Consider the following 14268-nt stretch of genomic DNA (forward strand, 5'->3'; position numbering starts at 1 on the left):
AAATCCCAAAACCTTCCTTTTAACTTATTGATATTAGAATGCATCCATGATTCTAGTCATTTTTAGTTGTTTGTCTTTTAATGTTTTTTGTGCTGCTGCCAATCTTGAAATTGGAACTCTAAATGGAGAACAAGAAACATAATCTAAACCTAATTCATCAAAGAATGCTACGGATGATGGTTCACCACCATGTTCACCACAAACACCAAGTTTGATTCCCGGTCTTGTTTGTCTTCCTAATTTTACTGCATTCTTCATTAATTTACCAACACCTTTTTGGTCAACTACTTGGAATGGATCTTTTTCAAAAATACCATCATCTAAGTATTGTGATAAGAATTTTCCGGCATCATCTCTTGAGAATCCATATGTCATTTGTGTTAAGTCGTTTGTACCAAATGAGAAGAATTCTGCTACGTTTGCAATTTCATCAGCTAATAATGTAGCTCTTGGAATTTCAATCATTGTACCAACATGGTATTCAATTGTTTTGCCTTTTTCAGCAAAAATCTTTTCGACTTCATCTTTAATAGAATCAGCTACAACTGATAATTCTTTTGCATCCCCTGCTAGAGGAATCATTATTTCGGGAATTAAATTTACCCCTTCATCATGCAATCTTAAAGCAGCCCTTATAATTGCTCTTGCTTGCATTTGGTAGATTTCAGGGAATGTAATAGCTAATCTTAAACCTCTGTGACCTAACATTGGGTTTACTTCATGTAAATCATCAATAGCTTTCTTTTGTTCTAAAATTGTTACACCTAGTTCTTTAGCAACTATGGCAATATCTTCATCTGTATGAGGAACAAATTCGTGTAGAGGTGGATCTAATAGACGAATTGTAACTGATCTACCGTCTGCCACTTTGTAGATTTGATAGAAGTCTTCTTCTTGGATTGGTTCAATTTTAGCTAATGCTTTCTTTCTTTGTTCTAATGTTTTTGAAAGAATCATTTCACGTACGGCATTAATTCTATCTTCTGCGAAGAACATATGCTCTGTACGACATAAACCTACACCCTCTGCTCCTAAATCTAAAGCTTGTTTTACATCATGAGGAGTGTCAGCATTTGCTCTAACTTGTAATCTTCTTACTTCGTCAGCCCAACCCATAAATTTAGCAAATTTTCCTGACAATTCAGGATCTTTTGTTTCTAATTTTCCTTCATAAACTATACCTGTTGAACCGTCTAGTGAGATAATATCTCCTTCTCCAAGAACTTTATCTCCAATTGTAACTGTTTTTTCTTTTTCGTTTACTTTTACTTCATGTGCACCTGCGATACAGCATTTACCCATACCACGAGCAACTACAGCTGCGTGAGACGTCATACCACCACGAGATGTTAAAATACCTTTTGCAGAATCCATACCTTGTAAATCTTCTGGTGATGTTTCTGTTCTAACTAAAATTACAGATTCTTTTTTAGCATTTCTTAGCATAGCATCTGTTGCACTAAATGAAATGTAACCTGATGCTGCACCCGGTGATGCTGCTAAACCTTTTGTTAATACTGGAGCTTTATCCATAGCTTTTTTGTCAAAAGTAGGGTGTAGCAATTGATCTAATTGATTTGGTTCAATCATCATCAATGCTTCATCTTTTGTTCTTAAACCTTCTTCAACTAAATCTACTGCAATGTTTATAGCTGCTTCAGCAGTTCTCTTACCATTTCTTGTTTGTAATATGAACAATTTACCATTTTCAATAGTAAACTCTAAGTCTTGCATATCTCTATAGTGTTTTTCTAAGATTTGACCTGTTTCAAAGAATTGTCTATATACTTCAGGCATTTGAGTTTCCAATTCAGAGATATGGCTTGGTGTTCTTATACCTGCAACAACGTCTTCACCTTGTGCGTTCATTAAGTATTCACCAAATAGTGCCTTTTCACCTGTTGCAGGATTTCTTGTAAATGCAACCCCTGTACCTGATGTATCGCCACCATTACCAAATACCATTGATTGTACGTTTACAGCCGTACCTAAATCATGAGGAATACTATTTAATTTTCTATATAGGATGGCTCTTTCATTATTCCATGATGCAAATACTGCTGCTACGGCATCAAGTAATTGTCTTTCAGGTTGTTGTGGGAATTCTTCTCCCATTTCTTTTTTATAAATTTCTTTATATCTTCTTACAACTTCTTTTAAGCTTTCAGCTGAAAGATCTTTATCTAATTCTACTCCGGCTTTTTCTTTTTCATCTTCTAAAACTTCTTCAAATAATTCTTTATTGATTCCTTTTGAAACATCTGAGAACATTTGAATAAATCTTCTATATGAGTCATATGCAAATCTAGGATTTTCAGTATGTTTTGCTAATCCTTCTACTGAGATGTCATTTAATCCTAAATTTAAAACTGTATCCATCATACCAGGCATTGATATTACAGCACCGGATCTAACTGAGAATAATAATGGATTTTCATTATCTCCAAATTTTTTGCCTAATTTTTCTTCTGTTTTTCTAACATTTTTTTCGATTTCCTTTACAAGATCTTCCCATAATGTCTTATTTTCTTGATAGTATCTTGTACATGCTTCAGTAGTAACTGTGAAACCAAATGGTACATTTATACCAAGTCTTGTCATTTCTGCTAAGTTTGCACCTTTACCGCCTAGAAGGCTTCTCATTTCTTTTTTACCTTCATCGAAACTGTATACATATTTCATTTTTGTTGCTCCCTTCGTATATCAATAAGTTTTTTTATTCTTTCTGATGTCTCTTCTATTGAGATATGAGTGACATCAATGGACTGGCAATTTAATTTTTGGATTACTTTTTGAGAATAATCAAGTTCTATATTTACTCTTTCCAGAGTAGCATATCCTGAATCGACCGGAATACCTAAAGATTTGATTCTTTCTTTTCTTATTTCAATCAATCTGCTAGGGTCCATAGTCAATGCGATGATTTTATTTGGTTCAATTTTAAATAGTTCATCAGGTAAATCTATTTCCGGAACCAATGGAATGTTAGTTACTTTATATCCTAAATTAGACATATATATGGATAGGGGAGTTTTAGATGTCCTTGAAACTCCTATTATCACAATATCAGATTCATAAATAGACTGAGGATTTATACCATCATCATTTAATAAAGCGAAGTCAACATGATTGTTTCTCAAACTTTGCTCTAAGATTGATGGGATATTTCCGCCTTTAGAAATTTTAGAAAAAATACTACCCAGGAAGTTGTATACAACTGCATATACATCAAAGTATTTAATATTTAATTGTTTACATTTGTCTTTGATAAACTCAGACATTATTTTGTTTTCAAATGCATAATAAACGATTTGGTCATCCTCATAAATATTAAAATTATGAAGTTGGCCTAATTCATTTAAGTCATCATATATTTTTATGTCAATTTGTAATTCTTGCATAAAATAATTTCTAACTAATATATGAGTTAATGTCTTTGAATTTTTGTCTGATAATATCCAAACCTTTTCATTCTGCATTTCAATCTCCAAAATTAACTTACTATGTTTTTATTATACCAAAAAAAATAAAAAAGTCCATAAAAATACAAAAGGCATACATTTGCATGATTTTATGTGCATATATGCTAAAAAATACTATATTTTACTTAGTTACATTTTGAAAAAGATTACAAAATATATCATTTTTTCTGGAAAAAGTTGGTTTTGTAATATGTTTTTCACTCAATTATTTTGTAACTTTATATATTAATGTTTTTTATATTACAATTATTTATAGGTTTAAATTATCTAAAAAAGATTTGTCATATATAAGTGTTTTTATGGTGGAGTTTTATTGCGTATGTAAATTATGCAAATACAGAAAATTGATCATATATAGGTAAAAATTTAATAAAGAGATATCTGAAAGTTAAAAAAACATCTGTAGATTTGGAGAAAATATTGTAAACTTGACTATAATTAAGTTAAATACTATAATTAAAGAATATAAAAAGGAAAAATTATAATAATCTAGGAGAGTAAGATGAAAAATCTTGAAAAAAATTATAATCCTAAGTCCTTTGAAGATAGAATCTACAAGGATTGGGAAAATGGGGGGTATTTTACCGCTCAAGTTGATAAGTCTAAAGAGCCATTTACAATAGTCATGCCGCCACCAAATGTAACAGGAAATTTACACATGGGGCATGCATTGGTCTCAACTCTTCAAGATATAGTTATAAGATGGAAGAGAATGTCAGGTTATTCAACACTTTGGTTACCTGGTACTGACCATGCAAGTATTGCGACAGAAGCAAAAGTTGTAGAAAAAATTAGAAATGAAGGTCATACAAAATTTGAACTAGGAAGAGAAAAATTTTTAGAAGAAGCATGGGATTGGACTCACAAATATGGTGGAAATATAAAGAAACAACTTAGAAAAATAGGAGTTTCTGCTGATTGGTCAAGAGAAGCATTTACACTAGATAAAAATCTATCAAGTGCTGTTGAAGAAGTTTTTGTAAAAATGTACAATGACGGACTAATTTATAGAGGTGAAAGAATTGTAAATTATTGTCCATATTGTGATACTGCAATATCAGATGCAGAAGTTGATCACAAAGACGAAAAAGGTAATTTATGGTATTTTGATTATCCATTAAAAAATTTAGATAGAAAAATTACAATTGCTACAACTAGACCGGAAACAATGCTAGGAGACTTGGCTGTTGCAGTAGATCCAACTGATGAAAGATATCAAGATTTAATAGGGGAAATGGTAATTTTACCTATAGTTAATAGAGAAATACCTATTATTTCAGATGACTATGTTGATAAAGAATATGGTACAGGTGTGGTAAAAATTACACCATCACATGATCCTAATGACTTTGAAGTTGGACAAAGACATGATTTAGGTCAATGTGTTGTTATAGAACATGATGGTACAATATCTGATGGTTATGGTGAATTCTCAGGATTAGATAGATATGAAGCAAGAAAAAAAATAGTTGCAAAAATGGATGAATTAGGTCTATTAGGCAAAATAGAAGAATTAGAACATGCTGTAGGACATTGTTCAAGATGTGGGACAATAATTGAACCACTTGTTTCAAAACAATGGTTTGTTGCAATGAAAGAATTAGTAAAACCAGCTTTAGAAGCATATACTAGTGGAGAACTTAAAATCATTCCTGAAAGATTTGGAAAAATTTATGTAAACTGGTTGGAAAATCTAAGAGATTGGAATATTTCAAGACAGTTATGGTGGGGGCACAGATTACCTGTTTACTACACTGAAAATGGAGAAATCATTGTTTCCAAAGAACAACCGGATGAAAGTGTTTATGGAAAAGTTACAAGAGATAGTGATACACTTGATACATGGTTTTCATCTGCGTTGTGGCCATTTTCAACATTAGGTTGGCCAAATGAAAATGCTGAAGATTATAAATATTTCTTCCCAACAAATACGCTTATAACAGGTTATGATATTATTTTCTTCTGGGTAATAAGAATGGTATTTTCATCATTATATAATACTGGAAAACTACCATTTAACACAGTATATCTAAACGGAATTGTTAGAGATAGTCAAGGTAGAAAAATGTCTAAATCATTAAATAATGGTATTGACCCACTTGATGAAATCGATAAATATGGTGCAGATGCTATAAGATTTAATTTAGTAAGTGGAAATTCACCAGGAAATGATATGAGATATATCGACGATGAAGTTAAAGATAAGAGAAATTTTGCTAATAAGATTTGGAATGCATCAAGATTTATATTCATGAATATGGAAGATGAAAAAGAATATAAGTTAGATAGAGGTAAATTAACAATCGAAGATAAATGGATAATTTCTAGAATTAATACATTATCAAAAGATATTGATAGATTATTAAATCAATATGAAATTGGTATTGTTGCAGTAAACTTATATGAATTTATATGGTTTGAATTCTGTGATTGGTATATCGAATTTGTGAAAACAAGATTACATGATGAAGGAGAAGTAAAAGATAATGCTTTAGCAGTATTATTATATGCTTTAGAAAATATTTTGAAATTATTACATCCATTTATGCCATATATCACTGAAGAAATTTATTCTTATTTGCCAAATAAAGAAGATTTAATAATAGTTGCAAATTATCCAAAATATGAAGAATTAAATCATTATGAATGGGAAGAAAAAGCAGTTTCTAAACTTATCGATGCAATTACATCATTGAGAGCTCAAAGATTAGAATTGAACGTACCAAATAAGAATAAGTCAAAATTATATATATTTACTGAATCTGATGAAACAGCAGGAATTTTCTCTAAATTATCAAATAATTTAATTTCATTAGCAAACCTGAGTGAAGTTGAAATTATTAGAGAAGATAAAGAAATAGATAATGTTGCTGTAACAGTAAAAGATGATTATAAATTATATCTTTCATTAGATGGTCTTATTGATTTAAAAAAAGAATTAAGTAGATTAGAAAATGAAAAAGATAAGATAATTGCAGAGTTAAATAGAGCTAAAGGGAAATTATCAAATGAGAAATTCATACAAAAAGCTCCTAAAAATTTAGTTGATGCTGAAAAAGAAAAAGTTGAAAAATACACTAATATGCTTAATGAAGTAGAAAAAAGTATTGAAGATATTAAAAATAAATAATTATATTAAACTTTAATGGAAGGTAATTTATGAATAGAAAAAAAGTTGTATTATTTAGTGAAGAGCAAATTCAAGAAACTGTAAAAAGAATGGGAAAAGAAATTACAGAAGCTTACGGCAATGAACCAATTTATGCAATTTCTTTATTAAGAGGGAGTTTTGTATTTGCAGCTGATTTAGTTAGAAAAATAGAAACTCCAACAGTTGTAGAATTTATGACTACATCAAGTTATGGTGACAATGAAGAAACTTCAGGTAGAGTAGATATTATTAATGATGTAAGATTTGATTTGGAAGGAAAAAATGTTTTAATAATTGATGATATATGTGATTCGGGTATAACACTTAATGCTATAGTAAATCATATTAAAGAAAAAAATCCAAAATCTATTAAAACAGCCGTATTTTTAGATAAACCTGAAAGAAGAAGAGTTGAAATTTATCCCGACTTTATTGGGCAAGAAATTGAAGACTTATTTGTAGTAGGGTACGGACTAAATTATGGTGACTTCTATAGAAATTGCCCATATATTTTTGCATTTGTAAATAGTGAAGAATAATGTATAATAGATTTTCAGATTTTTATGATGAATTAGTATTTGATATTGATTATGAAAAATATGCAAACAATATTTTTGAAATATTAAATAAATATAATGTAAATAAAGGAAATATCCTAGAAATAGGATGTGGAACGGGAAATTTAACTCAAGAATTATCAAAAAATAAAGATTATAATATCTTAGCATTTGATAATTCTATTGAGATGTTAAACCACTCTTTTGTAAAATTATCGGACAAAGAGAATGTAACGATAATTTTACAAGATATGTACAAATTTGATTATAAATCATTTAAGCATGATGCGATTATAACTCTTCTAGATGTAATAAATTATATTACTGATGAAGCTAAGTTAGAAAAACTTTTTAAAAATATTTATGATGGGTTAAATGAAAATGGTGTATTTATTTTTGATTTAAATAGTAGGTATAAACTATTGGAAGTGTTGGGAAATAATCAATATATCTATGAAAGAAAAAATATTTTCTATACTTGGGAAAATAGACTCGTAGGAGATAAAGTTAATTTTTATTTAAACTTTTTTGTTAAAAATAAAGATGGACTTTATGAGAGAGTTGAAGAAATGCAAGTTGAGAAGTATTATTCAATTGAATTTATTGTAGAAAAATTAAAGACTGTTGGATTTCGTGAAATTGATTACATAGATGAAGATGGAGGAGTGTTTAAGGAAAATAATACTCAAAGAATTTTATTCTCTGCTAAAAAATAATTTGAATATATATTATTTTGTGATATTATATAGGCATAGTGAAAATAATTTCACTATAAATTTGGGAGGATAAAAATGGTAAAAGGTACAGTTAAATGGTTTAACGCTAAAAAAGGATATGGATATATTACTACAGAAGAAGGAAATGATGTATTTGTGCACTTTACAGCTTTAGAAGATAATGGTGAATTCAGAACATTAAAAGATGGTCAAGAAGTTGAATTTGAAGTTATTGAAGGTGAAAAAGGGCCTCAAGCTGCAAATGTAGTTAAACTATAGTAGTAAACAATTCTTAAATAATATTTGAATTGAACATTTTAGAGATTGAAATTAATTTCAATCTCTTTTTTATATTTTTAAAATTAGGTATAATATATGTATTAAGTAACGTGAGGTATTAAATGAAAAATTATTTAATTAGGGCTATAGATAAAAATAAATCAGTGAGAATTTTTATTGCTGATACAACTGAAATTGTTAGAGAAATAAGAAGGGTTCATCAAAGTTCAGCAACAGGAAGTGCAGCATTGGGTAGATTAGCAACCATTTCTCTTATAATGGGAGTTACTACAAAAAATGATAATGAAAAATTAACTATAAGATTTGATGGTGGTGGAGTAGGTGGTAAACTTATTGCCGTTTCAAATACAAAAGGTGAAGTTAAAGTAACAGCTACAAATCCTGAAGCGGATGCACCTTCAAAATATCCTGGGAAGCTTGATGTAAGTGCTTTTGTAGGTAAAGATGGTAATTTAGCTGTAATTAGAGATTATGGATTAAAAGAACCATATACCGGATTGTCAAATATTGTTACAGGAGAAATTGCAGAAGATATTTCTAATTATTATTTTTATTCCGAACAAACACCTTCAATTGTTTCGTTGGGAGTTTTAGTGGATACGGATTTATCTATTAGAGCTGCCGGTGGTATTTTTGTACAAGTATTACCAGGAATTAAAGATGAGGAATTAACTATTTTAGAAAAAATTGCTTCAAATCTGGATCCGGTTTCTAAAATGATAGATAACGGCTTAACACCGGAAGAAATTTTAGAAAAGTATTTTTCAGAAATAAAACCTGAAATTATCGAAAAACAAAAATTAACATATAAGTGTGACTGCTCGAGAGAGCGAATTGAGAAAGGATTGATATCAATTGGAAAAAAAGACCTACAACACTTATTGGATGAAGATGGGCAAGCTGAAGTAATATGTGATTTTTGTAAAACTAAATATGTATTTGATAGAGAAAATTTAGAAAATTTAATTAAAGAAAGTAAATAGGAAAATAAATGCAAAATTATATTTTTTATATTGAATTGATAGGGATAGTAGCTTTTGCTATTTCAGGTGCTCTAGAGGGCATTAAAAACAGGATGGACTTTTTGGGTGTTGTTATATTAGGTATTGTAACAGCAACAGGTGGAGGAGTTATTAGAGATTTGATACTGGGAATAAATCCTCCCTTATCATTTAGAAGTGGATTAAATATATATATTTCAATAATTACATCAGTTATAGTATTTGTTGTTGCTTTATTTAATGATAAGGTTAATAAAAGAACAGTTCATAAAGTTTTTGAAGATGCATTAGTGTATACAGATGCTGTAGGATTAGGAGTATTCACTGTTACAGGTATGCAAATAGCTTATTCTGTTAGTTATGAATATAGTGCAATTCTTTATATTTTTGTTGGACTTATATCAGGTGTAGGTGGAGGGGTAATAAGAGATTTACTTACAGATAATGTTCCATATATTATGGATAGACATGTCTATGCTTCCGCAAGTATTGCCGGCGGTTTTGTATTTCATCAACTACAATGGCAAACAATAATTCACGATGTTATTTCAATTCCTGTATGTATAATTATCATTGTTATTATTAGAGTATTTGCATATAAGAAAAAATGGAATCTTCCAAAAGCTACAAGAATAATAGATTAAATTAAAAAAAATTGCCGACGCCATTAGTCCTTGCTCATTTAAGAGCTGTGGATATGCCCAAGCAATTTTTTTATTTTAACTTAATCTGTGAATATTTAATTTTTTTTATTTCTTTATTGATATTCAAAAACATCTAATAATTTATTTGATTATTTTTAGTTATTTGTCAATTTTAATTTTTTTAATACTGCAAAAAATCCACTTAAAACAACTGCTGATACTGATGCTAATACCATCCCGCTTAATTTTATTGAACCGAATTGTACTGATAATCCGGATAAGCCTGAAATAAATACAACTGATGTAAGTACAAGATTTAAGCTTTTTGAGTAGTCAATCTTTTGATCTACTAACAATCTTATTCCTGATGTACCTATCATTCCATATAGTAAGAATGTTACCCCACCAATTACATTTCCGGGGATGGTTTTTATTAGTGCTGCTAATGGACCGAAAAATGCCATTAAAATTGAAATTACAGCTGCTCCTGCGATTACTTGTACTGAATAAACTCCTGTGATAGCCATAACACCGATATTTTCACCATATGTTGTAGTCGGTACACCTCCAACTAAACCGGACAATGCTGATGAAAAGTTGTCGGCAAAAATTGACCTATGTAAACCGGGTTCTTTAACTAAATCTTTTCCAACAATATTTGAAGTTACAACTTGATGTGAAATGTGTTCAGAAGTTATAACTAAAAGTACCGGAATCATTGCAACTATTGATTCCCATGAAAATTTAGCTAATTGGAAGTTTGGTATTGTAAATAATTTTGCTTCTAAAACTGGTGTAAAATCAACCATATTGAAAAATATAGCTGTGATATAACCGACAATTATTGATATTAAGATAGGAATAGTTGAGAAAAATCCTCTAAATACTACCGAGCCTATTATCGCAGTCAAAAGTGTAACTAAAAATACAATCCAATCAGCGTGTTTTGCCGTTTCAGTCATTAGATTTGCTCCGATAGCACCACCTGTAACAGTGTTTCCGGCAAGCTCAAATCCTATTAAAGCTACAACAGCTCCCATTGCAGCAGGGGGTAGGACTATGTCTATCCATTTTGTCCCGAATTTATATATAACAAATGCTAATAAACAGCCCAAAAGTCCAACTACAATAAAAGCACCTTGAGCATATTCAAATCCTTGTTTAGCAATAATAGCAGTACCGGGTGCTAAAAATGCAAAACTTGAACCTAAATAAGCAGGTGCTTTTTTCTTTGTTATTAAAATAAATAATAAAGTACCAATCCCATTCATCAATAAAACAATACCTGGATTAATACCAAAAATAATAGGAACTAAAATAGACGCTCCAAACATTGCAAATGTATGTTGTAATGAAAGTGGTAATAATAATTTTCCAGGAACTTTTTCTTCGATTTGATAAATGTGTTTCTTGTTTTTCATATATCCTCCTAAAATTTCACTGTGAATAACTTTACTATAGATTAAAATAAATGTCAATATATTTTTGAACGGTCTCTTAAATTTATATTTTAGTAATAAGAATTGGTGGTATTGTCATATTTTTCATTTCTTTTTATGATTTTCACTTTTTGAAGGGTATATCTGAAATTTCAATGTAAAAAAGCTATTACAAAATAATATTATTAATTATTTTGCAATAGCTCGTAAATTAAATTATTTTAAATATAAGACAACAGGGCAGTGGTCTGATCCTAATTGCTCCATATGAATACTTGCATCTAGTAGTCTATCTTCAAAATCCTTACTTACTACAAAGTAGTCAATTCTCCAACCGATATTTCTCTCTCTTGCCTTTGTGATATATGACCACCATGTGTACATATCAGTAATATCAGGATAAAAATATCTATATGTGTCGATGAATCCTGCATTTAACAATTCGGTAAATTTATTTCTTTCCTCATCTGTAAAACCGGCATTTTTACGATTAGATTTTGGATTTGCAAGGTCGATTTCTTTATGAGCAACATTTAAATCACCGCATAAAATAACGGGTTTAGTTTTGTTAAGATTTAATAAATATTCCCTAAAATCATCTTCCCATTTTTGTCTGTAATCTAATCTGAGTAATCCTCTTTTTGAATTTGGTGTGTAACAGGTTACCATATAAAAATCCTCAAATTCTAAAGTGATAACTCTACCCTCTTTATCGTGTTCTTCGATACCTATACCATATGATTCACTTAAAGGTTTTTCTTTTGTGAATATTGCTGTACCGGAATATCCTTTTTTTTCTGCATAGTTGTAGTATTCAAAATATTCTGGTAGGTCCAGTTTTAATTGACCTTCAGACATTTTTATTTCCTGCAAACAAAGAATATCTGGATTTTCTTGATTTACATAATCCATAAATCCTTTGTTCATAACAGCTCTCAGTCCATTAACATTCCATGAAATTAACTTCATTTATTCTCCTTACGTTTTTTTTCAATAGCTTTTTGATATATATCTAATAATATCTTAGCCTGATTTAAATGATCATTTTCTATAGAATATTTTAACACATTTTGTTTTAATTTTTCAGCTTCTTCATTACTTAAACTTAAAATTTTGTTAAAAATTTTATTGAAATCTTCATAGCTATCCCATTGATACCCATTAATACCTTTTTTTATTTGATCTTTATTAGGTTTATCAAGTTTAATAATTGCAGGTAGTCCACAGGCCATTGCCTCAAGCATTGAAATTGAGTGCATCTCTGAAAGTGAAGCTGTTGTATAGTAATCCATTGCATGCAAATATTTAGAAATTTCAGTATTTGGCACCGAACCAACTAAAATAATTTTATTTTCAAAATTATTTTTTATAATTTGTTTTTGTATTTCTTCAAATTGTGGTCCATTACCAATGATAAATAATTTAGCTTTTTCTTCCGGGAAATCAGATTTTATCCAATTATTTATTAATTCCTTAATATTTTTTTCATCACCAATTCTACCTACAAATACAAATGCTTTTGCATCATCATTTAGATTATATTTTTCTCTAAATTTTACTCTAAAATTCTTTGTTTCTTCAGTTTCCCTAAAATTCTCAAACTCTACTGCATTATCAATAACTACTACTTTTTTGTTAATACCTTGTCTATCCATATAGCATTGAGCTTTAGGAGATGGACTCGTAACAACGTCAGCTTTTTTATAAAATTTTCTAAAATACTTATCAGATATTTTTTTTGAAAATTCTTCAAAATATTTTAATCCAACGTAGAATAAAAATCTGTCATATTCTGTATGTAAAGTATAAATTGCAGGAATATTGAGCTTTTTTGCAACTCTTAAACCAGTAGCTCCAATTGCGAATTCATTTTGAATATGGACTACATCCGGCTTAAATTCTTTAGCTATTTTTATTCTTGAAAAATGTATAGGTAATGCAATTCTATAATTATATATTTTCTTTAGCATAATACCTGGTACATAAACAACATTATCCTTAAATTCAATTTTAGTTTGTTTTTCTGAACCTACGGTAATTACCATTACTTCGTGCCCCAATTTTTCGTATGTGTCTTTTAAGATTTTCGTTTGTGTTGCCACACCGTTTATATACGGTGGATAAGTTTCTGTGAAAATTGCTATTTTCATACATACCTCCATGTTTAATTTAGATTATATCACATAATTGCAATTAGCGAATTATATTTCTATTTTGTAACATTGTAGTATATAATAAAATAAAAACATTTAGGAGAAATAATATGATTTTAGAAATCAAAAATAACTTTAATATTGCTGAAATTGACACGTTTGGTTCATATCTAAATCTATTAAAATTTGATGAAATAGATATCATATTTCCAAAGCAAGAAATTTTGGAAGGAAATGATAAAAAAATTAGAGGCGGGTCACACGTTTGTTTACCACATTTTGGAGCAAGTGATAAAGTAGGAATGGATAGACATGGTTTTGGAAGAAGCTCGGAATGGGAAGTAGTAGAATTAAGAGAAAATTATTTAAAACTTCAATTGGTAAAAAATATAAAACAATGGGAAAATTTAATTTCTACAATGGAGTATATACTTTTGGATAATTTTTTAGAAATCAGATTAGTAGTTAAAAATATCGGAAAAGAATCCTTATTTGTAAGTCCTGCATTTCATCCATATTTTAAGTATGAATCCGAAAATGAAATTTACATTAACGGGGAAAAATTTGATTTTAATTTAGAAAAATTACAAAACACTATATTTTATGGTAAAGTTAATACCTTAAAAACATCAAATTATGAAATAGTATTTGAAGATAAAAAACTTTCAAAATATGTTTTATGGACAAATGGAACTGATAAATACTTATGTGTAGAACCAACATTTAATTTTCAAGCTTTAGCAGACGATAAAGAATTATGTGAAATTAAACCTGAATCCGAAACTGAATTTTTATTTAAGATAATTAAACGATAATAAGATATTT

Annotated in this window: 12 protein-coding genes; 7 read left to right on the top strand and 5 right to left on the bottom strand. The window is 29.1% G+C overall.

Going from position 1 to position 14268, the window contains the following annotated elements:
• Positions 1–33: 33 nt before the first annotated feature.
• Positions 34–2682, bottom strand: a complete 2649-nt coding sequence (gene ppdK, locus EQF90_RS02415) for a pyruvate, phosphate dikinase (protein ID WP_134710550.1) — start codon at positions 2680–2682, stop codon at positions 34–36.
• Positions 2679–3479: a kinase/pyrophosphorylase gene (locus EQF90_RS02420; RefSeq protein ID WP_134710552.1), complete on the bottom strand. Its 801-nt coding sequence runs from the start codon at positions 3477–3479 to the stop codon at positions 2679–2681. The genes ppdK and EQF90_RS02420 overlap by 4 nt, the downstream gene beginning before the upstream one ends.
• 505 nt (positions 3480–3984) lie before the next feature.
• Between EQF90_RS02420 and EQF90_RS02425 the strand changes: the two genes are divergently transcribed.
• From EQF90_RS02425 to EQF90_RS02450, 6 genes are all read left to right on the top strand, one after another.
• Positions 3985–6612: a valine--tRNA ligase gene (locus tag EQF90_RS02425; RefSeq protein ID WP_134710554.1), complete on the top strand. Its 2628-nt coding sequence runs from the start codon at positions 3985–3987 to the stop codon at positions 6610–6612.
• A gap of 29 nt (positions 6613–6641) precedes the next feature.
• Positions 6642–7172 (top strand): hypoxanthine phosphoribosyltransferase, encoded by a 531-nt coding sequence (gene hpt, locus EQF90_RS02430; protein WP_134710556.1) that lies wholly within the window; start codon positions 6642–6644, stop codon positions 7170–7172.
• Entirely contained in the window at positions 7172–7906 is a 735-nt protein-coding gene (locus tag EQF90_RS02435; protein ID WP_134710558.1) for a class I SAM-dependent DNA methyltransferase, read from the top strand. The genes hpt and EQF90_RS02435 overlap by 1 nt, the downstream gene beginning before the upstream one ends.
• A 75-nt stretch (positions 7907–7981) precedes the next feature.
• Positions 7982–8185 carry a cold-shock protein gene (locus EQF90_RS02440; protein WP_134710560.1) on the top strand — a complete coding sequence of 68 codons (204 nt, stop codon included), beginning with the start codon at positions 7982–7984 and terminating at the stop codon, positions 8183–8185.
• 122 nt (positions 8186–8307) lie between these two features.
• Positions 8308–9189, top strand: coding sequence for an Hsp33 family molecular chaperone HslO (gene hslO / locus EQF90_RS02445; protein WP_134710562.1), 882 nt, complete (start codon positions 8308–8310; stop codon positions 9187–9189).
• Between the two features lie 8 nt (positions 9190–9197).
• Entirely contained in the window at positions 9198–9851 is a 654-nt protein-coding gene (locus EQF90_RS02450; protein ID WP_134710564.1) for a trimeric intracellular cation channel family protein, read from the top strand.
• A gap of 155 nt (positions 9852–10006) precedes the next feature.
• On the opposite strand, the gene uraA is transcribed toward EQF90_RS02450, so the two are convergent.
• From uraA to EQF90_RS02465, 3 genes are all read right to left on the bottom strand, one after another.
• Positions 10007–11272, bottom strand: coding sequence for a uracil permease (gene uraA / locus EQF90_RS02455; RefSeq protein ID WP_134710566.1), 1266 nt, complete (start codon positions 11270–11272; stop codon positions 10007–10009).
• A 234-nt stretch (positions 11273–11506) separates the two neighbouring features.
• A complete protein-coding gene (locus tag EQF90_RS02460) occupies positions 11507–12259 on the bottom strand; it encodes an exodeoxyribonuclease III (RefSeq protein ID WP_134710568.1) in 753 nt (250 codons plus the stop codon).
• On the bottom strand, positions 12256–13440 hold the full coding sequence (locus EQF90_RS02465) for a glycosyltransferase (protein ID WP_134710570.1): 1185 nt from the start codon (positions 13438–13440) through the stop codon (positions 12256–12258). The genes EQF90_RS02460 and EQF90_RS02465 overlap by 4 nt, the downstream gene beginning before the upstream one ends.
• 113 nt (positions 13441–13553) lie before the next feature.
• Between EQF90_RS02465 and EQF90_RS02470 the strand changes: the two genes are divergently transcribed.
• Complete coding sequence (locus tag EQF90_RS02470) at positions 13554–14258, top strand: aldose epimerase family protein (RefSeq protein ID WP_134710572.1); 705 nt, start codon at positions 13554–13556, stop codon at positions 14256–14258.
• Positions 14259–14268 lie beyond the last annotated feature (10 nt).

Origin of the sequence: Helcococcus ovis, from assembly GCF_004524775.2 — a bacterium.
GTDB lineage: Bacteria > Bacillota > Clostridia > Tissierellales > Peptoniphilaceae > Helcococcus > Helcococcus ovis.

Excerpts from the sequence above, each read along its gene's own strand:
- ppdK (WP_134710550.1), bottom strand. The coding sequence starts at position 2,682 with ATGAAATATGTATACAGTTTCGATGAAGGTAAAAAAGAAATGAGAAGC.
- EQF90_RS02420 (WP_134710552.1), bottom strand. The coding sequence starts at position 3,479 with ATGCAGAATGAAAAGGTTTGGATATTATCAGACAAAAATTCAAAGACA.
- EQF90_RS02425 (WP_134710554.1), top strand. The coding sequence starts at position 3,985 with ATGAAAAATCTTGAAAAAAATTATAATCCTAAGTCCTTTGAAGATAGA.
- hpt (WP_134710556.1), top strand. The coding sequence starts at position 6,642 with ATGAATAGAAAAAAAGTTGTATTATTTAGTGAAGAGCAAATTCAAGAA.
- EQF90_RS02435 (WP_134710558.1), top strand. The coding sequence starts at position 7,172 with ATGTATAATAGATTTTCAGATTTTTATGATGAATTAGTATTTGATATT.
- EQF90_RS02440 (WP_134710560.1), top strand. The coding sequence starts at position 7,982 with ATGGTAAAAGGTACAGTTAAATGGTTTAACGCTAAAAAAGGATATGGA.
- hslO (WP_134710562.1), top strand. The coding sequence starts at position 8,308 with ATGAAAAATTATTTAATTAGGGCTATAGATAAAAATAAATCAGTGAGA.
- EQF90_RS02450 (WP_134710564.1), top strand. The coding sequence starts at position 9,198 with ATGCAAAATTATATTTTTTATATTGAATTGATAGGGATAGTAGCTTTT.
- uraA (WP_134710566.1), bottom strand. The coding sequence starts at position 11,272 with ATGAAAAACAAGAAACACATTTATCAAATCGAAGAAAAAGTTCCTGGA.
- EQF90_RS02460 (WP_134710568.1), bottom strand. The coding sequence starts at position 12,259 with ATGAAGTTAATTTCATGGAATGTTAATGGACTGAGAGCTGTTATGAAC.
- EQF90_RS02465 (WP_134710570.1), bottom strand. The coding sequence starts at position 13,440 with ATGAAAATAGCAATTTTCACAGAAACTTATCCACCGTATATAAACGGT.
- EQF90_RS02470 (WP_134710572.1), top strand. The coding sequence starts at position 13,554 with ATGATTTTAGAAATCAAAAATAACTTTAATATTGCTGAAATTGACACG.